Source organism: Ornithinimicrobium pekingense DSM 21552 (assembly GCF_000421185.1).
GTDB classification, from domain to species: domain Bacteria; phylum Actinomycetota; class Actinomycetes; order Actinomycetales; family Dermatophilaceae; genus Ornithinicoccus; species Ornithinicoccus pekingensis.
The window spans coordinates 103,876-129,135 of record NZ_ATWJ01000001.1; the positions used below are offsets into that span (position 1 = coordinate 103,876).

General features: G+C 71.8%; 22 protein-coding genes. 1 reads left to right on the plus strand and 21 read right to left on the minus strand.

Annotated features, from left to right (window positions below; all coding sequences use genetic code 11):
• The first annotated feature begins 10 nt into the window (after positions 1 to 10).
• Entirely contained in the window at positions 11 to 1,522 is a 1,512-nt protein-coding gene (locus K330_RS24420; RefSeq protein ID WP_156875627.1) for a sensor histidine kinase, read from the plus strand.
• Positions 1,523 to 1,543: 21 nt separating this feature from the next.
• On the opposite strand, the gene K330_RS18155 is transcribed toward K330_RS24420, so the two are convergent.
• The 21 genes from K330_RS18155 to K330_RS0100680 all read right to left on the minus strand — a co-directional run bounded on the left by K330_RS18155 (position 1,544) and on the right by K330_RS0100680 (position 25,250).
• Positions 1,544 to 2,095, minus strand: a complete 552-nt coding sequence (locus tag K330_RS18155; RefSeq protein WP_040657526.1) for a hypothetical protein — start codon at positions 2,093 to 2,095, stop codon at positions 1,544 to 1,546.
• A 271-nt stretch (positions 2,096 to 2,366) separates the two neighbouring features.
• Complete coding sequence (locus tag K330_RS0100585) at positions 2,367 to 3,017, minus strand: response regulator (RefSeq protein WP_022919916.1); 651 nt, start codon at positions 3,015 to 3,017, stop codon at positions 2,367 to 2,369.
• 14 nt (positions 3,018 to 3,031) lie between these two features.
• Positions 3,032 to 4,084: a polyprenyl synthetase family protein gene (locus tag K330_RS0100590; RefSeq protein ID WP_022919917.1), complete on the minus strand. Its 1,053-nt coding sequence runs from the start codon at positions 4,082 to 4,084 to the stop codon at positions 3,032 to 3,034.
• Positions 4,081 to 5,622, minus strand: a complete 1,542-nt coding sequence (gene nuoN / locus K330_RS0100595; RefSeq protein WP_022919918.1) for an NADH-quinone oxidoreductase subunit NuoN — start codon at positions 5,620 to 5,622, stop codon at positions 4,081 to 4,083. Before nuoN ends, K330_RS0100590 begins: the two co-directional genes overlap by 4 nt.
• Positions 5,622 to 7,151, minus strand: coding sequence for an NADH-quinone oxidoreductase subunit M (locus tag K330_RS0100600; protein ID WP_022919919.1), 1,530 nt, complete (start codon positions 7,149 to 7,151; stop codon positions 5,622 to 5,624). The genes nuoN and K330_RS0100600 overlap by 1 nt, the downstream gene beginning before the upstream one ends.
• Positions 7,151 to 9,010: an NADH-quinone oxidoreductase subunit L gene (gene nuoL / locus K330_RS0100605; protein WP_084616998.1), complete on the minus strand. Its 1,860-nt coding sequence runs from the start codon at positions 9,008 to 9,010 to the stop codon at positions 7,151 to 7,153. Before nuoL ends, K330_RS0100600 begins: the two co-directional genes overlap by 1 nt.
• A 121-nt stretch (positions 9,011 to 9,131) precedes the next feature.
• Entirely contained in the window at positions 9,132 to 9,431 is a 300-nt protein-coding gene (gene nuoK / locus K330_RS0100610) for an NADH-quinone oxidoreductase subunit NuoK (RefSeq protein ID WP_022919921.1), read from the minus strand.
• A complete protein-coding gene (locus tag K330_RS18160) occupies positions 9,431 to 10,276 on the minus strand; it encodes an NADH-quinone oxidoreductase subunit J (protein WP_022919922.1) in 846 nt (281 codons plus the stop codon). The genes nuoK and K330_RS18160 overlap by 1 nt, the downstream gene beginning before the upstream one ends.
• Positions 10,273 to 10,971: an NADH-quinone oxidoreductase subunit NuoI gene (gene nuoI, locus K330_RS18165; RefSeq protein ID WP_022919923.1), complete on the minus strand. Its 699-nt coding sequence runs from the start codon at positions 10,969 to 10,971 to the stop codon at positions 10,273 to 10,275. The genes K330_RS18160 and nuoI overlap by 4 nt, the downstream gene beginning before the upstream one ends.
• Positions 10,964 to 12,382, minus strand: a complete 1,419-nt coding sequence (gene nuoH / locus K330_RS0100625; RefSeq protein WP_022919924.1) for an NADH-quinone oxidoreductase subunit NuoH — start codon at positions 12,380 to 12,382, stop codon at positions 10,964 to 10,966. The genes nuoI and nuoH overlap by 8 nt, the downstream gene beginning before the upstream one ends.
• A complete protein-coding gene (locus K330_RS0100630; protein ID WP_022919925.1) occupies positions 12,379 to 14,928 on the minus strand; it encodes an NADH-quinone oxidoreductase subunit G in 2,550 nt (849 codons plus the stop codon). The genes nuoH and K330_RS0100630 overlap by 4 nt, the downstream gene beginning before the upstream one ends.
• Positions 14,925 to 16,238 carry an NADH-quinone oxidoreductase subunit NuoF gene (gene nuoF / locus K330_RS0100635; RefSeq protein WP_022919926.1) on the minus strand — a complete coding sequence of 438 codons (1,314 nt, stop codon included), beginning with the start codon at positions 16,236 to 16,238 and terminating at the stop codon, positions 14,925 to 14,927. The genes K330_RS0100630 and nuoF overlap by 4 nt, the downstream gene beginning before the upstream one ends.
• Complete coding sequence (gene nuoE, locus K330_RS0100640) at positions 16,235 to 17,080, minus strand: NADH-quinone oxidoreductase subunit NuoE (protein WP_051145409.1); 846 nt, start codon at positions 17,078 to 17,080, stop codon at positions 16,235 to 16,237. The genes nuoF and nuoE overlap by 4 nt, the downstream gene beginning before the upstream one ends.
• Before the next feature lie 47 nt (positions 17,081 to 17,127).
• Positions 17,128 to 18,471, minus strand: a complete 1,344-nt coding sequence (locus K330_RS0100645; protein WP_029202165.1) for an NADH-quinone oxidoreductase subunit D — start codon at positions 18,469 to 18,471, stop codon at positions 17,128 to 17,130.
• Between the two features lie 14 nt (positions 18,472 to 18,485).
• A complete protein-coding gene (locus K330_RS0100650; RefSeq protein ID WP_022919929.1) occupies positions 18,486 to 19,307 on the minus strand; it encodes an NADH-quinone oxidoreductase subunit C in 822 nt (273 codons plus the stop codon).
• The gene (locus K330_RS0100655; RefSeq protein WP_022919930.1) at positions 19,304 to 19,858 is read right to left on the minus strand and encodes a NuoB/complex I 20 kDa subunit family protein; all 555 of its coding nucleotides are present in this window, start codon (positions 19,856 to 19,858) and stop codon (positions 19,304 to 19,306) included. Before K330_RS0100655 ends, K330_RS0100650 begins: the two co-directional genes overlap by 4 nt.
• Positions 19,859 to 19,927: 69 nt before the next feature.
• Positions 19,928 to 20,290, minus strand: coding sequence for an NADH-quinone oxidoreductase subunit A (locus K330_RS0100660; protein WP_022919931.1), 363 nt, complete (start codon positions 20,288 to 20,290; stop codon positions 19,928 to 19,930).
• Between the two features lie 91 nt (positions 20,291 to 20,381).
• Positions 20,382 to 21,674: a geranylgeranyl reductase family protein gene (locus K330_RS0100665; RefSeq protein WP_022919932.1), complete on the minus strand. Its 1,293-nt coding sequence runs from the start codon at positions 21,672 to 21,674 to the stop codon at positions 20,382 to 20,384.
• Positions 21,675 to 21,934: 260 nt separating this feature from the next.
• Positions 21,935 to 22,618 carry an exonuclease domain-containing protein gene (locus K330_RS0100670; protein ID WP_022919933.1) on the minus strand — a complete coding sequence of 228 codons (684 nt, stop codon included), beginning with the start codon at positions 22,616 to 22,618 and terminating at the stop codon, positions 21,935 to 21,937.
• A 1-nt stretch (position 22,619) separates the two neighbouring features.
• On the minus strand, positions 22,620 to 24,470 hold the full coding sequence (locus K330_RS0100675) for a DUF294 nucleotidyltransferase-like domain-containing protein (RefSeq protein ID WP_022919934.1): 1,851 nt from the start codon (positions 24,468 to 24,470) through the stop codon (positions 22,620 to 22,622).
• A 60-nt stretch (positions 24,471 to 24,530) separates the two neighbouring features.
• Positions 24,531 to 25,250 carry a demethylmenaquinone methyltransferase gene (locus tag K330_RS0100680; RefSeq protein WP_022919935.1) on the minus strand — a complete coding sequence of 240 codons (720 nt, stop codon included), beginning with the start codon at positions 25,248 to 25,250 and terminating at the stop codon, positions 24,531 to 24,533.
• Positions 25,251 to 25,260: the final 10 nt, after the last annotated feature.

A 25,260-nucleotide genomic window follows, 5' to 3' on the forward strand; every position in this document is an offset into this window, starting at 1 on the left:
TGGGCGGTCGATGGACACCACAGACCCCACGCCGATGGCGGAGGAGACCCTGGCGATCCTCCGCGCCGTCGAGGAGCTCGGCGAGCACGACGACGCCGGAGAGGTGATGCGGCGCGGCCTGCGCCTCGCCCGCACCCTGACCGGGGCCGACGCCGGCCTCCTGGCCATCGACGACGACACGCGCCCCGGCTGGCTGGCCCAGGTCCTGACCGAGGGGGTGCACGAGGACGACCCGCTGGCGGTCTCCCTGCTGGAGGGGCGCCCCGAGGACAGCGAGGGCGGGCCGGTGCTGCGCGGCCAGATCCGCGTCGGTGGCCAGGAGTTCGGCACCCTCCACCTGGCCCGGTGGCCGCGGCCGCCGGGCCCCCGCGAGCGTGCGGTCGTCCGCGGGATCGCGGTCGCCATGGGCCCCCGCATCGAGACCCTCCGGCAGCGCCGGGTCAGCGAGCTGCACGAGCGCGTGACCCAGACGGTGTGGGAGCTCAACCGCACGCTCGTGGAGCAGGTCGACCTCGAGGTGACCCTCCCGCTGCTCGCCCAGCGGGTCCTCGAGCTGACCTCGGCCGAGGCCGTGGCGCTCGTGGGCACCCGCTCCGAGGGCGCGCACCGTGTGCTCGCCGCCAGCGGCGACGACGCCGGAGCCGTGCTGGCCGACCTCGCCCCCGACCTCACCGAGGTGATGGCCGCCGGCGTCGCCCACCACTGGTCGGCGACGCCCGCGGGCGACCAGCTCAGCAGCGACCGTCGGGTCTGCACGAGCCTGGTGCCCGTGGACACCCGCGCCGGGGAGGTCGTCGTCCTGGCGGTCCACCGCTGGAAACCCTCCCGCGGGGTGTCCCAGCAGCAGGTGCGCGACGTGCTCAGCGCGCTCGCCCTGCACGCCTCCGTCATCCTCGACCGCGAGCAGGGCGAGCGGGAGCACGACCTTCTCACCCTGCTGCAGGACCGTGACCGCATCGCCCGCGACCTGCACGACCTGGTCATCCAGCGGCTCTTCGCCGTCGGGCTGACCCTGCAGGGAGCCAGCCGCCGGGCGGTGAACCCGGAGGTGGTGGAGCGGCTCGAGGGTGCGGTGGGCGAGCTCGACCAGACCATCCGCGACATCCGGGCGACCATCTTCGAGCTGCGCCACCGGGCCGGCGCCGGCAGCTTCCGCGCCGACCTGCGCCAGCTCATCGAGTCCTACGCCCCCACCCTGGGCTTCGCGCCCGTGGTGCACCTCGTCGGTCCGCTCGACGCCGTGACCGACGACGAGGTGCAGACCCAGGTGCTCATGGTCGTGCGCGAGGCTCTCTCCAACGTGGCCAGGCACGCCGGGGCGGGCTCGGTGACCGTGGAGGTGGAGGCGACCGCCGAGCAGCTCTCGGTGGTCGTGCGCGACGACGGCGTCGGCATCGGCGCCGACGCGGTCGAGAGCGGCCTGGGCAACGTGCGCGCACGCGCCGCCGAGCACGGCGGTGCCGTGGAGCTCTCTCGGGGAGAGCCCCACGGCACCGTGCTGCGGTGGTCCGTGCCCGTCTAGACCTCCGCGGTCAGCGGGCGCTCAGCGCAGCCACTTCGGGGCGATCCGTGCCCACCAGCCACCCAGGCCCAGGTAGCTCCACGCCGCCGGGACGGTGGCGATGACGATCATCACGACGGCGCCGGTGAGGTGGTCGTCCAGGAAGGGGTTGGTGACGGTCGGCAGGGAGGCCAGGTACATGAAGGCGTACATCGCGACTCCGGCCAGGGCGCCGATGCGGGCGCCGGCACCGAGGACGAGGGTGAGACCGATGCCCAGCAGACCGGCCATGAAGAGGACGTCGATGACGGCGTTGCCGGCCATCGCGTTGAACATGCCGGCGAACGGGCCCTCGACGCCGGAGAGGTATCCGGTCGTGGGCGAGCCGCCGTTGACGACCGCACGCTCTGCCGGGGTGGCGAAGCCGAGGCCGAACAGCTTGTCGACGAAGGCCCACAGGAAGGTGAACCCGAAGGCGATGCGCAGGACACCGAGGGCGTAGCCGGCCGCGCTGGGCAGGGCGTGCCGCTCGGGGTGGACGACGGGCAGGCTCGTCGTGTCGACGGTGGCGCTCTTGCGGGTCGTGGTGGTCATGTCAGCCAGCTCCTTGGTCAGTGGTGTTTTTCTTGGCTGACTCAAGGTTCCCAAATTCCGACAAGCCGTAGTAGAGCACGAGGTCCGGACTCCGGAGGGACCTTCGTCCTACGCTACGTAGGAGCACGCGCCGCGCGGGCGCACCGCTCGCGGAGAGAGCCCGCCGAAGCGCGACGCAGGAGCCTGCTTCGGCGGAACCCAGAGGTCGCGCGAGCGGAGCGAGCTCCAGGCAGTATGGGGGGCTCACGGGGGGCGAAGCCCCCGTGCGTGACTACTTGTCGAACAGCTTGGCCCCGAGCACGGCAGCCTGTGTGCGTCGCTCCAGCCCCAGCTTGGACAGCACGCTGGTCACGTAGTTCTTCACGGTCTTCTCCGCCAGGAACAGCGTCTGGGCGATCTGCCGGTTGGTCATCCCCTCGGCGATGAGCTCGAGGATGCGTCGTTCCTGCTCGGTGAGCAGCGCCAGCTTGTCGGCCTGGGGGTCGCCGCGGCGCAGCCGGTCCATCACCTTGGTCACCAGCGTGGGGTCGATGAGGGAGCGGCCGGAGGCGATGCTGCGGATGCCGTCGACGAGGTCGGTGCCGGCGATCTGCTTGAGCACGTAGCCGTCCGCCCCGGCCATGATCGCCGCGAACAGCGCCTCGTCGTCGTCGTAGCTGGTGAGGATCAGGGCACGGATCTGGGGGTTGGCGGCCCGCACGTCACGGCATACCTCGATCCCCGACCCGTCGGGCAGCCGGCCGTCGAGCACCGCGACGTCCGGGGCGAGGTCGACGATCTCGCGGGTGGCCCGGACCGCGCTGCCGGACTCCCCCACGATCTGCAGGTCGGGTTCGGCCGACAGCAGGTCGTGCAGACCCCGCCGGACGAGCTCGTGGTCGTCGAGCAGGTAGACCCTGATGCGGTCGTGCTGCGCGTCCATCTGCCCAGTCTCCCTCAGACGGAGCGCTCGGCGACACCGTCGACCAGGGCGCGCAGGGCGTCGACGGCCGGGGTGGGGTCGAGTCCGTCGAGCAGCACCCGGGCCTCGTCGGCCACGCGCGCGGCGTGCGCCCGGGCCTGGCCCATCGCGCGGTGGCCGCGCAGCAGCTCCAGCGCCTCGGCCAGGTCGTCGGGGTCCTCGATCGGGCCGCGGGTCAGCTCGAGCAACCGGGCGTCGGCGGGGTCGGTGGAGGTGCGGGCGTAGAGCACCGGCAGGGTGGCCTTGCCCTCGCGCAGGTCGGTCCCCGGGGTCTTGCCGGAGGTGTCGGCCTGCGAGGCGACGTCGAGGAGGTCGTCGGCCAGCTGAAAGACGACGCCGAGCCGTTCGGCGTAGTCGGTCAGCGTGCGCACCGTCGCCGCGTCGCACCCCCCGAACATCGCGCCGTAGCGCGCGGAGGTGGCGATCAGGGCACCGGTCTTGTCCGCCAGGATCTGCAGGTATGCCGTGACCGCCGCCGGGTCGTCTGCGTCACCGGCCAGGGCGGCGGACGCGGGCGCCGCGTCCAGCGTCTGCCGGTCGTCGCGGATCTGCCCCGCGCACAGGCGCACGAACGTCTCGGCCTGGATGCGGACCGCCTCTGCGCCCAGCCCGGCGACGACCGAGGACGCGGTGCCGAAGAGCAGGTCACCGATGAGGATGGCCGTGGCGTTGCCGTAGCGGGCGTTGGCGCTGTCCACGCCGCGCCGCAGGTCGGCCTCGTCCATGACGTCGTCGTGGTAGAGCGACGCGAGGTGGGTCAGCTCGACCCCGACCGCGGCGTCGACCACCCGGTCGTTCCAGCCGGAGCCGACCTCGCTGGCCAGGAGGGTCAGCAACGGCCGGAAGCGCTTGCCGCCGGCGGCGGCCAGGTGCCCCGAGGCCTCGGCGATGAAGGGGTCGTGGTGGTCGACGACCTCCAGCATCCGGGCCGCGACCGCGGTCATGCCGTCGGCGACCCGCGCCTGCAGCGCGTCGTCGACGCCCGGGATGGACGCGACGGGCACCGCGGGGCTGACGGGCGCCGTCACCGCAGGAAGGTGGCGGTGCTCTGCGCCAGGTCGAGCAGCGGCGAGGGCATGACGCCCAGCGCCAGGGTGACGGCCACGCCGGCGACGATGGCGAAGGTCGTGAGCAGGGACGGGGTGACCACCGCGGTGTCTCCGGTCGCGTCGTCGCCGAGCCACATGACCACGACGAGCTTGAAGTAGATGTAGGCGGTCACCGCGCTGGCGAGCACGCCGATCACGGCCAACCACGCCCAGCCCTGGCTGATCGCTGCCGAGAAGACCGCGAACTTGCCGGTGAAGCCGGACGTCAGCGGGATACCCGTGAACGCCAGCATGAGGAAGGTGAAGGCCACCGCCACCCACGGGGAGCGCCGGCCCAGGCCGGCCCACTGCCCGACCTGCGTGGCCTCGGTGCCGGCCGAGCGGACCAGGAAGACGATCGCGAACGCCGGGATGGTCATGAAGCCGTAGGCCGCCAGGTAGAACATCGTGCTGGAGACGCCTGCCTGGTCCAGGGAGATCAGGCCGACCAGCACGAACCCGGCGTGGGCGATGGAGGAGTAGGCCAGGATCCGCTTGACGTCGGTCTGCACGATGGCGAGCACGGCGCCCACCACCATCGTCAGCGCCGCCACGGCGGCGATGACCGGCTGCCACTCCAGCCGGGCGCCCTCGACGGCCACGTAGAGCACGCGCAGCATCGCGCCGAAGGCGGCGACCTTCGTGCAGGCCGCCATGAAGCCGGTGACCGGGGTGGGCGCGCCCTGGTAGACGTCGGGGGTCCACATGTGGAAGGGCACCGCGCCGACCTTGAACAGCAGGCCGACGGCGACGAGCAGGATGCCCGGGACGAGCAGCCCGTCCATGCCGACGTTGGCGCTGACCGCCGCGGCGATGTCGCCGAAGCGCATGGACCCGGCGTAGCCGTAGAGCAGCACCGCGCCGAAGAGGAAGAACGCCGAGCTGAAGGAGCCGAGCAGGAAGTACTTCAGCGCGGCCTCCTGGGACAGCAGACGGCGGCGGCGCGCCAGGCCGGTCAGGACGTACAGCGGCAGCGAGAGCACCTCGAGCGCGATGAACAGCAGCAGCAGGTCGTTGGCGGAGACGAAGAGCATCATGCCCGCGACCGACAGCAGGGCCAGCGGGAAGACCTCGGTCATGGTGGCGCCGTGACGCACCGCGTAGGACTCCTCCGGGGACCCGGGCGTCGCGGCCCCGGCCTGGGTGAACGCGTCCGGCTGCTGCGCCCCGAGGCGCTCGGCCATGACGAGCAGGCCCAGCAGGGACAGCAGGAGCAGCAGCCCCTGCAGCACCAGCGCGGGTCCGTCGAGAGCCAGGGTGTCGGCGGCGGTCAGACCCTGGTTGCGGGGCCCGAGGACGACCAGGGCCACGAAGGCCACCACGAGCGTGGCCACCGAGAGCGGCAGCTGCACGGCATACCTGGTGCGGCGGCCGGCGAAGCCCTCGACCATGACCCCGGCGAGGGCCCCGACGAGCACGATGATCAGGGGCAGCAGCCCGATGTAGTCGATGGCGGGCGCGACGAACTGGTCCGTCATCAGCGGCCACTCCCCTCAGCGGTAGCGGTGTCGACGGCCGGGGCGGGATCGGTGGCCCCCACGTGCTGCAGCGACTGCTGCACCGCGGGCTCCAGCACGTCCAGCACCGGCTTGGGGAAGAACCCCAGGAGCAGGAAGGCGGCGAGGATCGGCGCGACGACGAGCTTCTCGCGCCCGGTCATGTCGGGCACGTCGGCCATCACCGGCCTGGGTCCGGTCGCGATGCGCTGGTACATGAGCAGCATGTACAGCGCCGCGAGCACGACCCCGGTGGCAGCCAGGACGCCCAGCCAGGTGTAGCGCTGGTAGACGCCCACGACGACCATGAACTCGCTGACGAAGGAGTTCAGCCCGGGCAGCGCCAGCCCGGACATCGCCGAGAAGAGCAGGACGCCGGCGATGAGCGGGGTGACCCGCTGCCAGCCGCCGTAGTCGCGGATGTCCCGCGAGCCGTGGCGGGCGATGAGCATGCCGGCCACGAGGAACAGCCCGGCGGTGGTGAAGCCGTGGTTGATCATGTAGAGGGTCGCGCCCGAGCCGCCCACCGTGGTGAAGGCGAAGATGCCCATGACGATGAAGCCGAAGTGGCTGACCGAGGTGTAGGAGATCAGGCGCAGCATGTCGTTCTGCCCGATCGCCAGCAGGGCGCCGACGACCATCGAGATCAGTGCCAGGGCCAGGATCACCGGGGTCGCCCACTGGCTGGCCTCCGGGAAGAGGGCCAGGCAGAACCGGATCATGCCGTAGGTGCCGACCTTGTCCAGGACACCGATCAGCAGCACCGACGTCGTCGGCCGCGCCTGCTCGGCGGCCAGCGGCAGCCAGGTGTGCACCGGCCACATCGGCGCCTTGATCGCGAAGGCGATGAAGAAGCCGAGGAACAGCCAGCGGCCGGCCGAGACCGACAGGTCCAGCCCGGTCAGGTTGGTCACCAGGAACCCGTCCGTCCCGCGCGGACCGGCGAGGTAGACGCCGATGACCGCGACGAGCATGATCAGCCCGCCGACCAGGGAGTACAGCAGGAAGGTCGTGGCCGCCTTCCAGCGGCGGGCGCCGCCGAACATCCCGATGAGGAAGTAGACCGGGATGAGCATGGCCTCGAAGAAGACGTAGAACAGGAACACGTCGATGGCGGCGAACACACCCACCATCGCGGCCAGCAGCGTCAGCATCAGCGAGAAGTAGACGTGCTGGCGGCGCCCGTCCACGGGGACGTCGTTCCAGGCGGCCAGGATGCACACCGGGACCAGGACGAGGCCCAGCAGGATCATCGTCAGCGAGATGCCGTCGACGCCGAGCGCGTAGGACACCCCGAACTGCGGGATCCAGGAGTGCACCTCGGTGAGCTGGAACTGCTCGGAGGAGCCGGTCCGGTACTGGGTCAGGGCGCCCAGCCCGACGGCCAGGGTGGCCAGGGAGAAGCCGAGCGCGACCGGGCGCACCGCGGTGCTCGCCCGCGGCAGCAGCGCCACCACCAGGGCGCCGACGAGCGGCAGCACCAGCAGCGTGGTCAACCAGGGAAAGTTCATCACTGCATCACCCACACAGCACCGAGGATGGCGACGACGCCGAGCAGCATCGTCAGGGCATAGGAACGGACGAACCCGTTCTGGGCACGGCGGAGCACGCCCGCCGCGCCGGTCAGGCCACCGGTCGTCCCGCCGGTCAGACCGCCGTCGACGACCTCGCGGTCGGTCTCGACCATGGTGTCGACCAGGGCGGCGCCGGGGGCGCGGAAGAAGGCCTCGTTGACGTCGTCCTGGAACAGGTCGCGGCGGGCGGCGCGGGTGGCGAAGCTGCCCCGAGGGGCCGTCACCGGCACCTCCTCCCGGCCGTAGCGGAACCAGGCGAGCGCGACGCCGGCCAGCATGAGGACGAAGACCGCGACCTGGATGGCGATGATCGGGATAACCGGCTCGTGGTGCTCGGCGTGGCCGAAGACCGGCTCCAGCCAGGCGTCCAGCACGCCGGTCGGCCACAGCAGGGCACCCAGGCCCAGGGAGCCCACGGCCAGCACCATCATCGGCACGGTCATGACCAACGGAGCCTCGTGCGGGTCGATGTCGTCCTCCCAGCGGGCCTTGCCGTGGAAGGTCATGAAGAACAGCCGCGACATGTAGAAGGCCGTGATGCCGGCGGTGATCAGCGTCGCCAGGCCGAAGACCCAGGGGCGCCAGCCCTCGCCGACGAAGGCTGCCTCGATGATGAGGTCCTTGCTCCACCAGCCGGACAGCAGCGGCACGCCGATGATGGCGGCCCAGCCGGCGGCGAAGGTGAGCCAGGTGACCTTGAGGCGGCCCGACAACGAGCCGAAGCGGCGCATGTCGACCCGGTCGCGCATGGCGTGCATCACCGACCCGGCCCCGAGGAACATGCCGGCCTTGAAGAAGCCGTGCGTCACCAGGTGGAAGATCGCGAAGGTGTAGCCGATCGGCCCCAGGCCGACGGCCAGCATCATGTAGCCGATCTGGGACATGGTCGAGGCGGCCAGCGCCTTCTTGATGTCGTCCTTGGCGCAGCCGACCACGGCCCCGTAGACCAGCGTGATCGCCCCGACCACCACGACCGCCAGCTGGGCGTCGGGGGTCAGGTTGAAGATGTGCTGGGACCGGGCCACCAGGTAGACACCGGCGGTGACCATGGTCGCGGCGTGGATCAGCGCGGACACCGGCGTGGGGCCGGCCATCGCGTCGCCCAGCCAGCTCTGCAGCGGGAACTGCGCCGACTTGGCGCAGGCGCCCAGGAGCAGCAGCAGGCCCAGCATCGTCAGCGTCAGCTCTCCGGCGCCGGAGGCCGCGCCGTGGACGGTGGCGTAGTCGAGCGCACCGAAGGTGGCGAACATCAGCGCCATCGCCAGGATCATCCCGAAGTCACCGACCCGGTTGACGATGAACGCCTTGTTGGCGGCCGTGGCGTAGGCGGGGTTGTGGTTCCAGAAGCCGATGAGCAGGTAGGACGCCAGGCCGACGCCCTCCCAGCCGACGAACAGCAGCATGTAGGAGTCGGCCAGCACCAGCAGCAGCATCGCGGCCACGAACAGGTTGAGGTAGCCGAAGAACCGGCGCTTGTCCGGGTCGTGCTCCATGTAGCCCAGCGAGTAGACGTGGATCAGGGACCCGACGAAGGTGATGAGCATGACGAAGGTCAGCGACAGCGGGTCCATCAGGAGCCCGGCGGACAGGTCCAGCTCCCCGGCGGAGACCCAGTCCCACATCGTCAGCTGCAGGGCTCGCTCGTCGGCCCCCTGGCCGCGCAGCTGCAGGATGACCAGCACGCCGACGACGAAGGAGGCCCAGGACAGGACCGTGGCCACGACCGGGCCCCACGCGTCGGTGCGGCGGCCGCCGAAGAGCAGGACCGCGGCGCCGAGCAGCGGCAGGGCGATCATCAGCCAGCCGACCTGGGCCACACCCCCGTCGACGGGGGTGTAGGCGGCGGGCTCGACGGCCGCGGCAGGGGCGACGCTGACGAGGCGCGTCAGTTCGAACACAGACACTTCAGCTCGCTCCTTACAGCTTCAGCAGGTTGGCGTCGTCGACGGAGGCCGACCGGCGCGCACGGAAGATGGACATGATGATCGCCAGCCCGACCACGACCTCGGCGGCGGCCACGACCATGACGAACAGGGCGTAGACCTGCCCGTCGACGGTGCCGTGCATGCGCGCGAAGGTGACCAGGGCCAGGTTGCAGGCGTTGAGCATGAGCTCGATGCCCATGAACACGATGATCGTGTTGCGGCGCACCAGCACCGTGATGGTGCCGATGGTGAACAGCACCACCGACAGGTAGATGTAGGCCTCGAGCCCCATCAGCGATCGACCTCCTGGGTCTGCGTGAGGTCGGTGGTCGTGGTCGGCGGGGTGTCCACCTGCTCCGGCTCCTGGGTCGCCACCTGCTCACGCGGGTCCTGCAGGCGGTAGATGTCCGGGGAGGCCACCTGGCCGCGGGCCACGAGCACCCGCGGGACGGACTCCTCCACCGGCGTGCCGTCGGGGGCGAGGGCGGGCGTGTCGGCGGCGTTGTGCCGGGCGTAGACGCCCGGGTTGGGCTTGCCGGCCAGCCACTGCCCGGAGCGCATCTTCTCCTGCGAGGCCTCACGCTGGGTGCGGCGCGGCAGCAGCCGCTCGCGGTGCGCGAGAGCCATCGCGCCCATCACGGCGATGACGAGCAGGGCGCCGAGCACCTCGAACGGCAGCACCTGACGCTCGAAGATCTCGCGGGCGAGCGCGGTCACCGGGCCCTCGGCCTGCGCCTGGGCCAGGCCGACGGCGGCCGGCCACTCCACGCGGGTGAGGCCGAAGACGGCGGCGGCCGCGAAGCCGGCGCCCAGAAGGAACGCCCAGAAGCGCTGGCCCCTGAGCGTCTCGACCCTGGCGTCGGAGGCGCCGATGCCGACGAGCATGACGACGAAGAGGAAGAGCATCATCACGGCGCCGGAGTAGACGAAGATCTGGATGATGCCGACGAACTCGGCGTCCTGGACGATGTAGACGACGCCGAGGCCGACCATGGTCATCGCCATGGCCATCGCGGCGTGCACCGCCTTGCGGGCGAAGAGCAGGCCCATCGCGCCCAGCACGGTGAGGACGGCCAGGACCCAGAAGACGACGGACTCCCCGCCGCCGAGCAGCTCGGCCCCTGGGGTCGGGGTCATCGGGGGACCTCCTCGGTGGTGCGACCCTCACGCCCGTCGGTGCGGGCGTCGCGGTCGGCGACGTAGTCCTTCTGCTCCTGCGTCGGGCCGGTGACCTGGCCGCGGTAGTAGTCGCGCTCCTCCATGCCCTCGGCCATCGGGAACGGCGGCGCGACCATGTCCTGGCCCAGCGGCGCGAGCAGCTGGTGCTTCTCGTAGATCAGCGGGGCCCGGCGGTTGTCCGTCAGCTCGTACTCGTTGGTCATCGTCAGGGCCCGCGTCGGGCACGCCTCGATGCACAGGCCGCAGAAGATGCAGCGCAGGTAGTTGATCTGGTACACGCGGCCGTAGCGCTCGCCTGGCGAGAAGCGGGCACCCTCGATGTTGTCGGCGCCCTCGACGTAGATGGCGTCGGCGGGGCAGGCCCAGGCGCACAGCTCGCAGCCGACGCACTTCTCCAGGCCGTCGGGGTGACGGTTGAGCTGGTGGCGGCCGTGGAAACGGGCGGCGGTCGGGCGCTTCTTCTCGGGGTACTCCGTGGTCGCCACCTTGCGGAACTGGGTGGCGAAGGTGACCCCGAAGCCGGCGACGGGAGCGAAGAGCTGCTCGAGCAGCCCGGGCTCCTTCCTGCCGCCGGCGCGGTCGCTGTCCGGACGGGCCGGAGCCGGTGCCGGCTCGCGGCGGCTCGGGGTGGTCGGGTCGGTCTGGTCAGCCACGGCGCTCCTCCGTGTCGGTGTCGGTCTGGTCGGCCTGCGAGCGGGCGGCGACCGGCTCGGCCGGCCCCACCCCGCGGCGCGGCTCGACCAGCTTCTGCCCGGGCAGCGGCGGCACCGGGTAGCCGTCGGCGAAGGGGTCCACCTCCGGCGGCACCGCCATCTGCTCCTCGCGTTCGGCCTGGCGCATCTGGGCCCGGCGGTCCCACAGGAAGATGCCGAGCAGGACGAAGACGCCGATGATCACCAGCGTGGCCACGGTGGTCCAGCGGCCGTCGCCGAAGTAGCCCTCCTGGGCCGCGCGGATCATCATCACCGCGACGACCCAGACGAGGGACAGCGGGATGAGCAGCTTCCAGCCCAGGTTCATGAACTGGTCGTAGCGCACGCGCGGCAGCGAGCCCCGCAGCCAGACGAACACCCACAGGAAGAACCACATCTTGAGGGTGAACCACAGCAGGCCCCACCAGCCCTCGCTGAGCATGCCGTCGCCGATGAGGTTCAGCGGCCAGGGTGCGTGGAACCCGCCCAGGAACAGCGTGGTCGCCAGCGCCGCCACGGTGAACATGTTGATGTACTCGCCGAGGAAGAACATCGCGAACTTCATCGAGGAGTACTCGGTGTGGAAGCCACCACCGAGCTCGCCCTCGCCCTCGGCGAGGTCGAACGGCAGGCGGTTGGTCTCCCCCACCATCGTGATGACGTAGACGACGAAGCTGAAGAACAGCGGCACGACGTACCACGAGGGGATTCCCAGGAACCAGGTCTGCGACTGGGCCGCGACGATCTGGCTGGTGGACATGGAGCCGGCGTAGAGGAAGACCGCGACCAGCGACAGGCCCATGGCGATCTCGTAGGAGATCACCTGGGCGGTCGAGCGCAGGCCACCCAGCAGCGGGTACGTCGAGCCCGAGGACCAGCCCGCCAGCACGAAGCCGTAGGCCCCGACACCCGCCACGGCCAGCACCAGGAGCACCGCGACCGGGGTGTCGGTCAGCTGCAGCGGCGTGGTGTGGCCGAACATCCGCACGTCACCGCCGAGCGGGATGATCGCGAAGGAGACGAACGCCAGGCACGCCACGATGAGCGGTGCGGCGACATACATCACCTTGTCGGCGTTCTTGGGGGTGATGTCCTCCTTGAGGAACAGCTTGATGCCGTCCGCGAGGGTCTGCAGCAGCCCGAGCGGACCCAGCCGGTTGGGCCCGGGTCGCTGCTGCATCCGGCCGATGACCCGGCGCTCGAACCAGATGACGAGCACCATCGAGATCATCAGGTAGACGAACAGCAGGGCCGCCTTGACGAACGACAGCCAGATCGGGGTGTCGCTGAAGTCGGCGACCGGCAGGTCGTTGGTGACCAGCGCGGGGGCGGCCGCCACCAGCTCGGGGTATGCGGTCAGGGCGTAGCTCATGCCTCACCTCGGGTGATCGTGACGACAGCTCCGGCGTCGACGCCGAGGGTGGCGCGGACCGCCGACCCCACGGAGTTGGTCGGGACCCAGACGACACCGTCGTGCATGGCCGTGACCTCCGCCGGCAGGACGATACGACCACGGTCGGTCGAGACGCCGACGAGGTCGCCGTCCGCGACCCCGAGCGAGGCGGCGGTGGCGGCCGAGACCCGGGCCACCGGGCGCGCGGCGGTCCCGGCCAGGAACGGCTCGCCGTCCTGCATCGAGCCCGCGTCCAGCAGGTGGTGCCAGGTCGCCAGCACCGCCTGGCCGGGGCCGGGGGACGCGGGACCGGCCGGGGTGACCTGCGGGGAGGCCGCCCGGGTCGCGGACGACCCCAGGTCGGTGATCTCCCGCCGGACCGCGGCGACGGTCGCGGTGCCCAGGCGCACGCCCATGGCGTCCGCGAGGCGGTCCAGGACCACGTGGTCCGGGTCGGCGTCGGAGGCCAGCGCCTGCTCGAACGGGCGCAGGCGCCCCTCCCAGTCGGCGTAGGCACCGGCCTTCTCCTGCTGCGGGGCGACCGGCAGGATCACGTCGGCATACTCGTGCACGTCCGTCTCGCGCAGCTCCAGGGAGACCACGAAGGCCCGGGCGAGGGCCTCGCGCGCCAGCACCGGGTCGGGCAGGTCGTCGATCTGGACGCCACCGACGACCAGGGCGGCCAGCTCGCCGCGCGCGGCTGCCTCGAGCATGGCGGTGGTGTCCCGTCCGGGCGCGGCCGGCAGGCCGGCGTCGCCGGCCCAGCGGTGGGCCAGCTCGGAACGGGCGGCCTCGTCGGCGACGGGGCGGCCGCCGGGCAGCAGGTTGGGCAGCGCACCGACCTCGACGGCGCCCCGCTCGCCGGCGCGGCGCGGCACCCACGCCAGGGCGGCACCGCTGGCCTCGGCCAGGGCGGCGGCGGCCGACAGCGCGCCCGGCACGGTGGCCAGGCGCTCGCCGACGAGGATCACGGAGGTCGCGCCGAGCGTGTCGGCGGCCGTGTGGTACTCGTTGGCCCCGGCGTCACTGCCCTGGACGGGCACGGCCGGGCCGTCGGTGGACGGCGCGGCGCCGCTGGCCACCCGCTCGCCGAGGGCCTGCAGCACCTCTGCCTCGGTGCCCGGGGCGGAGGCCAGCAGCGTCCCGCCCATCTTGGTCAGACCACGGGTGGCGAACGGCGCGACGGCATACACCTGCGTCTTGTTGCGGCGCATGGCCTTGCGCAGCCGCAGGAAGACGATCGGGCTCTCCTCCTCCGGCTCCAGGCCGACGAGGAGGACGGAGGTGGCCCGCTCGAGGCTCTCGTAGCTGACCTCGCGCATGCCGACGACGTGGGCGGCCAGGAACTCCGCCTCCTCCGCGCTGTGCGGGCGGGCACGGTGGTCGACGTCGTTGGTGCCGAGGGCGACGCGCGCCAGCTTGGAGTAGGCGTAGGCGTCCTCGACCGTGACGCGGCCGCCGACGAGCACGCCGACTCCCCCGGCCGCCTTGGCGGCCTCGAGCCCACGGGCCGCCTCCTGGTAGGCGCGGCGCCACGGCACGACGGCGTAGCCGCCGTCGGCCTCGCGGACCACGGGGTCACGGAGGCGGTCCGGCAGCGTGGGGTAGGTGAAGGCCCAGCGACCCTTGTCGCAGTTCCACTCCTCGTTGACCTGCGGGTCCTCCAGGGCCATCCGGCGCAGCACGGAGCCGCGGCGGTGGTCGGTGCGCATCGAGCAGCCCGAGGCGCAGTGCTCGCACACGCTGGGCGTGGAGACCAGGTCGAAGGGGCGGGAGCGGAAGCGGTAGGCGGCACCGGTCAGCGCGCCCACCGGGCAGATCTGCACGGTGTTGCCGGAGAAGTAGCTCTCGAAGGGCTTCTCCTCGTAGATGCCGACCTGCTGCAGCGCGCCGCGCTCGATGAGCGCGATGAACGGGTCGCCGGCGATCTGGTCGGAGAACCGGGTGCAGCGGGCGCACAGGATGCAGCGCTCGCGGTCGAGCAGCACCTGGCTGGAGATGTTGACCGGCTTGGCGAAGGTGCGCTTGACGTCGTCGAACCGGGAGGTGGGGCGGCCGTTGGACAGGGCCTGGTTCTGCAGGGGGCACTCGCCGCCCTTGTCGCAGACGGGGCAGTCCAGCGGGTGGTTGATGAGCAGCAGCTCCATGACGCCGTGCTGGGCCTTGTCGGCGACGGGGCTGGTGTGCTGGGTGTTCACCACCATGCCCTGCGTCGCGACCATGGTGCAGGAGGCCTGCGGCTTGGGCATCGGCTTGACGTTGCCCTCGCGGTCCGGCATGGCGACGTCGACCAGGCACTGACGGCAGGCGCCGACCGGGTCCAGCAGCGGGTGGTCGCAGAACCGCGGGATCTGGATCCCCACGGTCTCGGCCGCGCGGATGACCAGGGTGCCCTCCGGCACGGTGACCTCGACGTCGTCGATGGTCAGCGTGATCTTCGTGACGTCCGGCTCGTCCGGGATCTGCGCGTCGCCGCCCTCGGTGACGGCGTTGCCGCCGGCGGCGGGAGAGGTGTTGACGGTCATGCGGGCAGCGTCTCCTTCGCGAACAGCGTCGAGCGCTCGGGCGGGAACAGCTCGAACCACGGGGTGTGCATGCCGGCCTCGAACTCCTCGCGGAAGTACTGGATCGCGGAGGTGATCGGGCTGGTCGCACCGTCCCCGAGCGCGCAGAAGGCCCGGCCGAGGATGTTGTCGCAGATGTCGTCGAGCTTCTCGATGTCCCCGGGCAGGCCCTTGCCGTCCTCGAGGCGCTTCATGATCTGCTTGAGCCAGTAGGTGCCCTCGCGGCAGGGGGTGCACTTGCCGCAGGACTCGTGGGCGTAGAAGTCGGTCCAGCGCGACACGGCGTGGACCACCGAGGTGGTCTCGTCGAAGATCTGCAGGGCGCGGGTGCCGAGCATCGAACCCTCCTTGGCCACCGACTCGAAGTCGAGCGGCACGTCGAGGTGGGCGTCGGTGAACAGCGGGGTGGAGGAGCCGCCCGGGGTCCAGAACTTCAGCCTGTTGCCGTTCCGCATCCCGCCGGCCATGTCGATCAGCTCGCGCAGCGTGATGCCCAGCGGCGCCTCGTACTGGCCGGGGCGGTTGACGTGCCCGGACAGGCTGAAGATGCCGAAGCCGGTGGACTTCTCGGTGCCCATGTCGGAGAACCACTCGGCCCCGTGCAGCACGATGGGCGGGATGGAGGCGATCGACTCGACGTTGTTGACCACCGTGGGCCGCGCGTAGAGGCCGGCGACCGCCGGGAACGGCGGCTTGAGCCGCGGCTGGCCCCGGCGCCCCTCGAGCGAGTCGAGCAGGGCGGTCTCCTCGCCGCAGATGTAGGCGCCGGCACCGGCGTGCACGGTGATGTCCAGGTCGAAGCCGGAGCCCATGATGTTCTTGCCCAGGTAGCCGGCCGCGTAGGCCTCCTCCACCGCCCGCATCAGGCGGCGGTAGACGTGCACGACCTCCCCGCGCAGGTAGATGAAGGCGTGGTTGCAGCCGATCGCGTAGCTGGTGATGACCATGCCCTCGACGAGGAAGTGGGGCGCGGCCATGAGCAGCGGGATGTCCTTGCAGGTGCCCGGCTCGGACTCGTCGGCGTTGACGACGAGGTAGCGGGGGCCGCCGTCCGGCGGGGGCAGGAAGCCCCACTTCATACCCGTGGGGAAGCCCGCGCCACCACGACCGCGCAGGCCGGAGTCCTTGGCCGCCTGGACGAGGTCCGCGGCCGGGGTGTCCAGCGCCTGGCGCAGCGCCTGGTAGCCCTCGTTGTCCTCGTAGGTGGCGAGGGTCCAGGACTGCGGGTGGTCCCAGAACTTCGTCAGGATCGGGGTCAGCTGGGTGCTCACTGTCCGTCCTCCTTCGTCTCGGGCAGGTCGTCGGGCTCGTTGCCGGGGGCGTTGACGGAGCCGTAGCCGCCGCGCTCGACACCGCCGCCCTGGGCCTGGGGGGTGGCCTCGGTGTCGGTCGCCGGCGGGGTCCGCCCGTCGGCGGGTGCGGTCCAACCCTGCTCGCGGGCCAGCAGCGTGCCGCGCAGCGACGCCTCGCCCGCGCCGACGCCCTCGTCCGCGAGACCGTCGGGGAACCCGGCGAGCACGCGCGAGACGTGCTTGAAGGTGCACACCCGCGAGGCGCCGCGCGTGGGCGCGACCTGCTCGCCGGCGCGCAGCCGGTCGACCACCTGCTTGCTGGACTCCGGGGTCTGGTTGTCGAAGAACTCCCAGTTGACCATCATCACGGGGGCGAAGTCGCAGGCGGCGTTGCACTCGAGGCGCTCGAGGGTGATCTTGCCGTCCTCGGTCGTCTCGTCGTGCCCGACCCCGAGGTGGTCGCTGAGCTCGTCGAAGATCTGGTCGCCGCCCATGATGGCGCACAGCGTGTTGGTGCACACCCCCACGCTGTAGTCGCCGTTGGGGTGGCGCTTGTACTGGGTGTAGAAGGTCGCCACGCCGCTGACCTCGGCGGTCGTCAGCTCCAGCTGCTCGGCGCAGAAGTGCACGCCCCGGCCGGTGATGTAGCCGTCGACGGACTGGACCAGGTGCAGCATCGGCAGCAGCGCCGAGCGCTTCTGCGGGTAGCGCGCCACGATGGCGGCCGCGTCGGCCTCCAGCTGCTCCAGCACGTCCGCGGCGTAGGGCTCCTCCGAGGCCTGCAGCGGGGCCTGGGGGTGCAGCGGGGACTCCGCGAACATCGTCTCGTGGCGGTCCACGCCGTCTCCCTGGGTGTTGTGTGCCACCGTCACCGGTCAACGCCTCCCATCACGGGGTCGATCGAGGCCACGGCGACGATGACGTCGGCGACGAGGCCGCCCTCCGCCAGCGCCGAGGCCGCCTGCAGGTTGTGGAAGCTGGGGTCGCGGAAGTGCGCGCGCCAGGGACGGGTGCCCCCGTCGGAGACCACGTGCACGCCGAGCTCGCCCTTGGGCGACTCGATGGCGGCGTAGGCCTGGCCGGGCGGCACCCGGAAGCCTTCGGTCACCAGCTTGAAGTGGTGGATGAGCCCCTCCATGGACTCGCCCATGATCTCGCGGATGTGGTCCAGGCTGTTGCCCTGGCCGTCGGCCCCGACGGACAGCTGGGCGGGCCAGGCGATCTTGCGGTCGGCGACCATGACCGGCTCGCCGTGGCTGGCCCGGAGGCGCTCGACGGCCTGCTCGGCGATCCGCAGCGACTGCCACATCTCGTCGAAGCGGATGACGACCCGGCTGTAGGCGTCGGCGTCCCGGCGGGTGACGACGTCGAAGTCGTAGGTCTCGTAGCCGCAGTAGGGGTCGGACTTGCGCAGGTCGTGCGGGAGCCCGGTCGAGCGCAGGATCGGGCCGGTGACCCCCAGCGCCATGCAGCCCGACAGCGACAGGTAGCCGACGTCGACGGTCCGGCCCTTGAAGACGGGGTTCTCCAGCAGGAGCAGCTCCATCTCGTGGATGCCCTTGCGCAGGGCGGGCAGCTCGGCCTCGAGCAGGTCGAGGTGCTCGGGCAGCACGTCCTGGGCGACACCGCCGGGGCGCACGTAGGCGTGGTTCATCCGCAGGCCGGTGACGGCCTCGAAGAAGCGCAGGATGCGCTCGCGCTCGCGGAAGCCGATCGTCATGATCGTCGTCGCGCCGAGCTCCATGCCGCCGGTGGCCAGGCAGATGAGGTGGGAGCCGATGCGGTTCAGCTCCATCATCAGCACGCGGATGTCGTTGGCGCGCTGGGGGATCTGGTCGGTGATGCCGAGCAGCTTCTCGACCCCGAGGCAGTAGGCGGCCTCGTTGAAGATCGGCGTCAGGTAGTCCATCCGGGTGCAGAACGTGGTGCCCTGCGTCCAGGTGCGGTACTCCATGTTCTTCTCGATGCCGGTATGCAGGAAGCCGATGCCGGCGCGGGCCTCGCGCACGGTCTCGCCGTCCAGCTCGAGCACCAGGCGCAGCACGCCGTGCGTGGAGGGGTGCTGGGGGCCCATGTTGACCACGATGCGCTCGGCGCCGAGGGCCGAGACCTCGGCCGCCAGCTCGTCCCAGTCTCCCCCGCCGCCGACGGTGTAGACCGGCGCCTCGTCGGCGCGGTCGTCGGTGGTGGTCTGCCCGTAGGGGTCGGTCATGGTGCCGTCGGTGCTCACGTGTAGCTCCTCCGCTGGTCGGGGGCGGGGATGGTGGCGCCCTTGTACTCCACCGGGATGCCGCCGAGCGGGTAGTCCTTGCGCTGGGGGTGGCCGGGCCAGTCGTCCGGCATGAGGATGCGCGTCAGGCCGGGGTGACCCTCGAAGACGATCCCGAACATGTCGTAGGTCTCGCGCTCGTGCCAGTCGATACCCGGGTAGATGTCGACGATGGACGGGATGCGGGGGTCCTCGTCGGGGCAGGTGACCTCGAAACGGACCCGGCGCGAACCGTGGGTGACCGAGACGAAGTGGTAGACGGCGTGCAGCTCGGCACCGGTCTGCTCCGGCCAGTGCACACCGGAGACCCCCGAGGTCAGCTCGAAGCGCAGCCGGGCGTCGTCGCGCAGCGGGCGCAGCAGCTCGCGCAGCTGCTCGCGGCGCACGACGAGGGTCAGCTCGCCGCGGTCGACGACGACCTGGGCCACGCCCGCCTCGAACGCCGCGGGGGCCGCGTCCTCGAGGGCGTCGACGACCTCGTCGAAGTAGCTGCCGTAGGGCCGCTCGGCAGCACCGGGGTAGAGCACGGGCACCTGGAGCCCGCCGAAGCCGGAGGTGTCGTTGCCCAGGGACGAGCCGAACATGCCGCTCTTGTGGGCGACGGCCACCGGCTCGCCGGGGCGGCCGTACTCCGCCGGCACCGAGCCCGCGCCGGTCTCCTGGGCGTGGGTGGTGTCGACCTTCTGGTCCGCGGTCTCCGGCGGCTGGGTGCCCTCGTCGCGCGTCGTGGTCTGCGCCGGGGGCGTCTTGTCGGGGGTGGCAGGTCCGGTGGACGTCACGCGAGCAGCCCCTTCATCTGGTGCGTGGGCACGGCGTTCATCGCCGCGGCCTCGGCGGCGCGCGCGGCCTCCTCGCGGTTGACCGAGAACTTGAACTCGCGGATCTGGCGCTGCAGCTCCAGGACCGCGTTGAGCAGCATCTCGGGGCGCGGCGGACAGCCGGGCAGGTAGATGTCGACCGGGACGATGTGGTCCACGCCCTGGACGATCGCGTAGTTGTTGAACATGCCGCCGGAGCTGGCGCACACGCCCATGGAGATGACCCACTTGGTGTTGGGCATCTGGTCGTAGACCTGGCGCACGACCGGCGCCATCTTCTGCGACACGCGGCCGGCGACGATCATCAGGTCCGCCTGGCGCGGGGTCGCGGCGAAGCGCTCCATCCCGAAGCGGGCGATGTCGTAGTCGGGCGTGCCGACGGCCATCATCTCGATGGCGCAGCACGCCAGCCCGAACGTGACCGGCCAGACCGACTGCTGGCGCAGCTGCCCGACCAGGCCCTCGACCGTGGTGAGCATGATCCCGCCAGGAATCTTGTCCTCAAGACCCATCTGTCTCAACCATCCTTCCGCCGGCCCGGGAGTCTCCCGACAGGACCGGCACTACGTCATACCCGCTGGTCAGTCCCACTCCAGGCCGCCCCGGCTCCACTCGTAGACGAACGGCACCGAGACGACGACCAGGAAGAGCACCATGGCCAGCAGCGAGAAGAGCCCGACCTGGTCGAAGGCGACCGCGAACGGGTAGAGGAAGAGCACCTCGACGTCGAAGACGATGAAGAGCATCGCCGTCAGGTAGAACTTGATCGGCACCCGGCCACCCTCGGCCTGGGGCGTGGGCTGGATCCCGCACTCGTAGGCCTCGGCCTTGGCCCGGTTGTACTGGGCCCTGCCCAGCAGCCCGCCGCCGAAGACGGACCCGAACGCGAAGAGGACGCCGAAGAACAGGAAGAAGAGAACCGGCAGATACGGGTGGTAGTCCATCAGAGCCAGGACTCCTTTCGGGAGGTGCTCGGCGTCGTGCACTCGGGGTCAGGGGTCGGACGAGGACCCAGCCTAGTGGTCGGGACGGCCATCATGCGGCAGGGGTCATCCGGCTCAGCGCGTTGATGACGCGGTCGTCGAGGCCGCCGCCGCGCTCCTGCGGGAGGTTGGCCATGATCTTGAGCAGCAGGCGCATGAGCGACTTGCGGGGCAGCCCGTAGCGCACGGCCAGGCGCATGATCTCGGGCTTGCCGATGAGCGTGGCGAAGTGGCGGCCCAGCGTGTAGTAGCCGCCGAGCGCGTCCTTCATCACGGCCGGGTAGGACTGCAGCACCGCCTCCCGCTCGCCGGGCGTCGAGCGCCGCAGCGCGGTGGCGATGATCTCGGCGGAGTGGCGGCCCGACTCCATCGCCTCGGCGATGCCCTCGCCGTTGAACGGGTTGACCATGCCGCCGGCGTCACCGGCGAGCAGCAGCCCCCGGTCGTAGAGCGGCTGGCGGTTGAAGCACATCGGCAGCGCCGCGCCCCGGATGGGGGCGAGCTGGGTCTCCTCGCTGATCCCCCACTCCTGCGGCATCGCGGCGACCCAGCGCTTCATCACGTCGCGGTAGTCGAAGGTCCCGAACGCCTCGGCCGTGTCCAGGATGCCCAGACCGACGTTGGCCGTGCCGTCGCCGAGCGGGAAGAGCCAGCCGTAGCCCGGCATCAGCACGTCCTCCCCGTCGTCGCCCTTGGTCCACAGCTCCAGCCACGACTCGAGGTAGTCGTCGTCGTGGCGGGGGGTCTGGTAGTAGGTGCGCACGGCCACGCCCATCGGGCGGTCGTCGCGCTTGGGCCGCTCCATCGACAGGGACAGGCGGCTGGAGTTGCCGTCAGCGGCCACCACGACGGGGGCGCGGAACTCCCGGGTCTCGCCGGTGGGGCGGTTGTTCTCCCCCATGACCTTGGCCGTGACGCCGCAGATGTGGCCGCGGTGGTCGAGGATCGGCTCGTGCACGTTCATCCGCTCGTGGAGGCGGGCCCCGCGCGACTCGGCGTGCCGGGCCAGGATCTCGTCGAGGTCCATCCGCGTGCGGACCAGGCCGTAGGGCGGGAAGGTCGCGCTGCCGGGCCAGTCGAGCTCCATGCGCACGCCGCCGCCGAGGATCCGCAGGCCCTTGGTGCGGTGCCAGCCGTCCTCCTGCCGGGTGGACACGCCCAGGTGGATGAGCTCGCGCACCGCGCGGGGCGTCAGGCCGTCCCCGCAGACCTTGTCGCGGGGGAAGGAGCTCTTCTCCAGCAGCAGGACGTCGACCCCGTGCTGGGCGAGGTAGGCGGCGGTCGCGGAGCCGCCGGGGCCCGCCCCGACCACGATCACCTCGGCCGTCTCGACCTGTCCACTCACGTTGTCTGCGCCTCGCTTGTGCCAACTTTCACGAACTCGGTCAGTCTAGGTCGCCCCTCCGGCCGCCCCAGGGCAGGCCCTCCTTCGTCGGATTAGGTCACACGATGGTGCCCAATCCGCATCCATCCGGACGGTCGTGCCCTGCCGTCGTGTCACGGGCGTCGTCCGGGCGACCGGTGTGACACGACAGGACCGCACGACGGTGCGCCCGGCACCCACGGCACCCGCGAAGGGGAGCCGTACCACGCGCACCCACCGTGTCACGGCCGGAGCACGTCGTCGAGGAGGAGCGGCCGGCCGCGGCGCTCCTCGAGCCGGGCGCACTGGGCCAGGAAGAGCTCGGCGCAGGCCACCGCGTCGGTCAGGGCGGAGTGCGCCCGGTAGCGCGGCAGGTGGTGCCGGCGTCGGCAGGCGTCCAGCCGGAAGAAACCCCGGGTGAGCTCGTGCGGCTCGGAGCGCAGCAGGCGGCGCTCGACCTCGAGGGTGTCGACGACCTGCAGGCGGACCCCGGCACCGTAGACGCTGCGGCAGGCGGCCCGGAGGAAGGTGGTCTCGACCTGGGCGAAGTGGGCCAGCAGCACGCGGCGCCGCGGACCGGGTGCCACGAGGGTATGGAGCACCTCCGGCAGCACCTCCGGCAGCGGGGGCGCCTGCGCCAGGACGTCGTCGGTGAGGCCGTGGACGACGGCGGAGTCGCCCACGTCACCGCGCGGGCGCACCCGCAGGTGGCGCGCCCCGGCGAGCGGGATCTCCATACCCCGGACCGGGACGAGTCCGAAGGAGAGCAGCTCGTGGCTGCGCGGGTCCAGGCCCGAGGTCTCCAGGTCCAGGGCGAGCAGCTCGACCTCGGCCAGCGGGGTGTCCCGGGGGAAGGTCGGCGCGTCCGCGACGTCCGCCAGCGGGCCGGGCGGGACGGGCCGCCGCAGCAGGTCTCGCAGGGCCACGTCAGGGCACCGGGGGCAGTCGGGTGCTGAGCCAGTGCTGGGCCGTGCGCACGATCTGGAAGGCGTCGCGCAGGTGGCGACGGTCGAGGCTGCCCAGACGTGCCGGGTCGATGTGGTTGTCCGGCGGCAGGCCGTCGCGGGCCTGGGCGGCCTGGTGCCGCAGCCGCAGGTAGGACAGCAGCTCGAAGGCGTCGGTCAGGTCGGTGGTGGCCTCGGGCGAGAGCACCCCGCGGGCACGGGCCGCGGCCAGGCGCTCGCTGGTGGACAGCGCGAGCGACCCGGCGCGCAGGGCGTGCACGCGGGCGATCTGGACGACGGCCGAGATCCCGCGCTTGATGTCGAGGGTGTCGCGGTGCTCGCCGGCGTCCTCGAGCACGAAGCCGCGGAAGAAGCCGATCGGTGGCCGGTGCCGCGCGGCCTGCCCCGTGAGGTAGGCCAGCAGGAGCTCCGAGCGCGAGCCGAGGGCGACCACCTCCTCGCGCAGGCCGTCCACGAGCGCGGTGTCGCCGTGCACCGCCCGCATGTCGTAGAAGATCGCGGCCCACAGCACCGCGTCCGGCTCCGGCTCGTGCGACCACCGGGCGAACTGCACCCGCCAGTCGCGCACGGTCTTGCGCCACGTCGGGTTGGTGGCCATGACGTCACCGGGGCAGCGCTCGCGGCCGCAGGCCTCCAGCCCGGAGACCACGCGCTCGGCGAACCGCCCCCACCACGGGTCGGCCGGGTCGGCGTCGTCGGCGAGCACGATCGCGTTGTCCTGGTCGCCGCCCAGGGCCTGCTCCTCCCGGGCCGCCGACCCCAGCGCGACCCAGCAGTAGGAGCCCGGCGGCGGACCGAGCTCGGCCTCGGCCAGCTGCATCAGGCGCACGGTGATGGCGTCGGTGAGGGCCGCGGTCACCCGGCCGATGTCCTGGGCGCTGGCGTCCTCGCTGACGAGCTGGTCGACGATGCGCGGGATGCGGTAGGCGAGGCGGACCACCCCGTCGACGTCGGTCTGCCGGGCGAGGTCGGTGACCAGGTAGACCGGGTTGGACCGCTCGAGCCGGACCAGGTCGGTGGTCGTGACCAGGCCGACCACGCTGCCGTCCTCGTCGACCACCGGCAGGTGGTGGATGTTGCGGCCGGTCATCTCCAGCATGACCTCCAGGGCCAGCGCGCCGGCGCGCACCGTGACCGGCCGCCCGGTCATCACCTCGCGCACCGGCCGGTCGGGGGGCACCTCGGCCGCGAGCACCCGGCGACGCAGGTCACGGTCGGTCAGGATGCCGACGAGCCGGTCGTCCTCCATGACCAGCAGCGAGGACACCCCCGCGTCGGCCATCGCCCGCGCGGCCTGGGTGATGGTGACGTCGGGGGGCGCCATCACCGGCGGCACGCGCAGCAGGTCGCGCACCGAGGTGCGGAACACCGCCGACCCCCGCTCGGGCTGCTGCAGCTGGCCCAGGGCCGTGCGGATCCGGTCGTGGTGCGTCGCCGCGAAGTGCACGGCGACGGTCGGGTGGGAGGAGATCAGCTGGTCGACGTCCTCCTGCGGGATCGTGATGAGCAGCGTGTCCTCGCGGGCGGTCACGTCATACCGGGTCGGGGCGTGCTCGATGAGGGCGGACATCCCGAAGGATCCTCCGGAGCCGACCCGGTCGACGAGGCGGTGGCCGTCGGTGATGTCCACGGCCCCCGAGCGGACGACGAACAGCCGGTCGTTGGTCAGGCCGGCGCGCAGCACGAGGCTGCCGCGGCGGGCGTAGCGCAGCGTGCAGCGGGAGGGCAGGTCGTCGAGCACCTCGCCGGGCAGGCTGTCGAAGGGCGGGTGGGCCGCCAGGAAGTCCCGGACCTCCGCGAGCTCGACCTCCATGTCGCCTCCTGTCCCTGCCTGGCTCGTGCCCGGCCGTGCCTGCGCGGCGCGCCCGGTCCGCTAGCTCAGTGTCGCCGGCCGCTGCGGTGCGGTCGCGTGGTGGACGGCGGCGATGCCGCCGGTGAGGTTGCGCCAGCGGACCTGCTCCCAGCCGGCCGAGCGGATGCGCTCGGCCAGCCGGCGCTGCGCGGGCCAGGCGCGGATGGTCTCGGTCAGGTAGACGTAGGACTCGGGGTTGGAGCTGACCCGGCGGGCCACCGCGGGCAGCGCGTTGAGCACGACCTTGTCGTAGACGGTGGACAGCACCGGCACGACCGGCTGGGAGAACTCGCACACGACCAGCCGTCCGCCGGGCCGCACGACCCGGCGGAAGTCCCGCAGCGCCGCGTCGACGTCCGCGACGTTGCGCAGCCCGAAGCTGATCGTCACCACGTCGAAGGAGCCGTCGGCGAAGGGCAGCGACATCGCGTCGGCCGCCGTGAAGGGCAGGTCGGGCCGCCGGCGGTAGCCCTCGCGCAGCATGCCCAGCGAGAAGTCCGCCGGGACGACCTGCACCCCCCGGTCGGCGTAGGGCTCGCTGGAGGTCCCGGTGCCGGCCGCGATGTCCAGCACCCGCTCCCCCGGCCGCGCGTCGACCGCCCGCGCGACCGCCCGGCGCCACAGGTGGTCGATGCCGCCGGTGAGCACGGCGTTGGTCAGGTCGTAGCGCCGCGCGACGTCGTCGAACATCTCGGCGACCTCGCGCGGCTTCTTCTCCAGGCTGGCGCGCGACGGGCTCATGCTCACCATC

What these genes read in the sequence shown, in the direction of transcription:
- K330_RS24420 (WP_156875627.1), top strand. Translation starts at nt 11, where the DNA reads ATGGACACCACAGACCCCACGCCGATGGCGGAGGAGACCCTGGCGATC.
- K330_RS18155 (WP_040657526.1), bottom strand. Translation starts at nt 2,095, where the DNA reads ATGACCACCACGACCCGCAAGAGCGCCACCGTCGACACGACGAGCCTG.
- K330_RS0100585 (WP_022919916.1), bottom strand. Translation starts at nt 3,017, where the DNA reads ATGGACGCGCAGCACGACCGCATCAGGGTCTACCTGCTCGACGACCAC.
- nuoN (WP_022919918.1), bottom strand. Translation starts at nt 5,622, where the DNA reads ATGACGGACCAGTTCGTCGCGCCCGCCATCGACTACATCGGGCTGCTG.
- K330_RS0100600 (WP_022919919.1), bottom strand. Translation starts at nt 7,151, where the DNA reads ATGAACTTTCCCTGGTTGACCACGCTGCTGGTGCTGCCGCTCGTCGGC.
- nuoL (WP_084616998.1), bottom strand. Translation starts at nt 9,010, where the DNA reads ATGATCGCCCTGCCGCTGCTCGGCGCCGCGGTCCTGCTCTTCGGCGGC.
- nuoK (WP_022919921.1), bottom strand. Translation starts at nt 9,431, where the DNA reads ATGGGGCTCGAGGCCTACATCTACCTGTCGGTGGTGCTGTTCACCATC.
- K330_RS18160 (WP_022919922.1), bottom strand. Translation starts at nt 10,276, where the DNA reads ATGACCCCGACCCCAGGGGCCGAGCTGCTCGGCGGCGGGGAGTCCGTC.
- nuoH (WP_022919924.1), bottom strand. Translation starts at nt 12,382, where the DNA reads ATGAGCTACGCCCTGACCGCATACCCCGAGCTGGTGGCGGCCGCCCCC.
- K330_RS0100630 (WP_022919925.1), bottom strand. Translation starts at nt 14,928, where the DNA reads ATGACCGTCAACACCTCTCCCGCCGCCGGCGGCAACGCCGTCACCGAG.
- nuoE (WP_051145409.1), bottom strand. Translation starts at nt 17,080, where the DNA reads ATGTTCGCGGAGTCCCCGCTGCACCCCCAGGCCCCGCTGCAGGCCTCG.
- K330_RS0100645 (WP_029202165.1), bottom strand. Translation starts at nt 18,471, where the DNA reads ATGACCGACCCCTACGGGCAGACCACCACCGACGACCGCGCCGACGAG.
- K330_RS0100655 (WP_022919930.1), bottom strand. Translation starts at nt 19,858, where the DNA reads ATGGGTCTTGAGGACAAGATTCCTGGCGGGATCATGCTCACCACGGTC.
- K330_RS0100660 (WP_022919931.1), bottom strand. Translation starts at nt 20,290, where the DNA reads ATGGACTACCACCCGTATCTGCCGGTTCTCTTCTTCCTGTTCTTCGGC.
- K330_RS0100675 (WP_022919934.1), bottom strand. Translation starts at nt 24,470, where the DNA reads ATGGAGGTCGAGCTCGCGGAGGTCCGGGACTTCCTGGCGGCCCACCCG.
- K330_RS0100680 (WP_022919935.1), bottom strand. Translation starts at nt 25,250, where the DNA reads ATGAGCCCGTCGCGCGCCAGCCTGGAGAAGAAGCCGCGCGAGGTCGCC.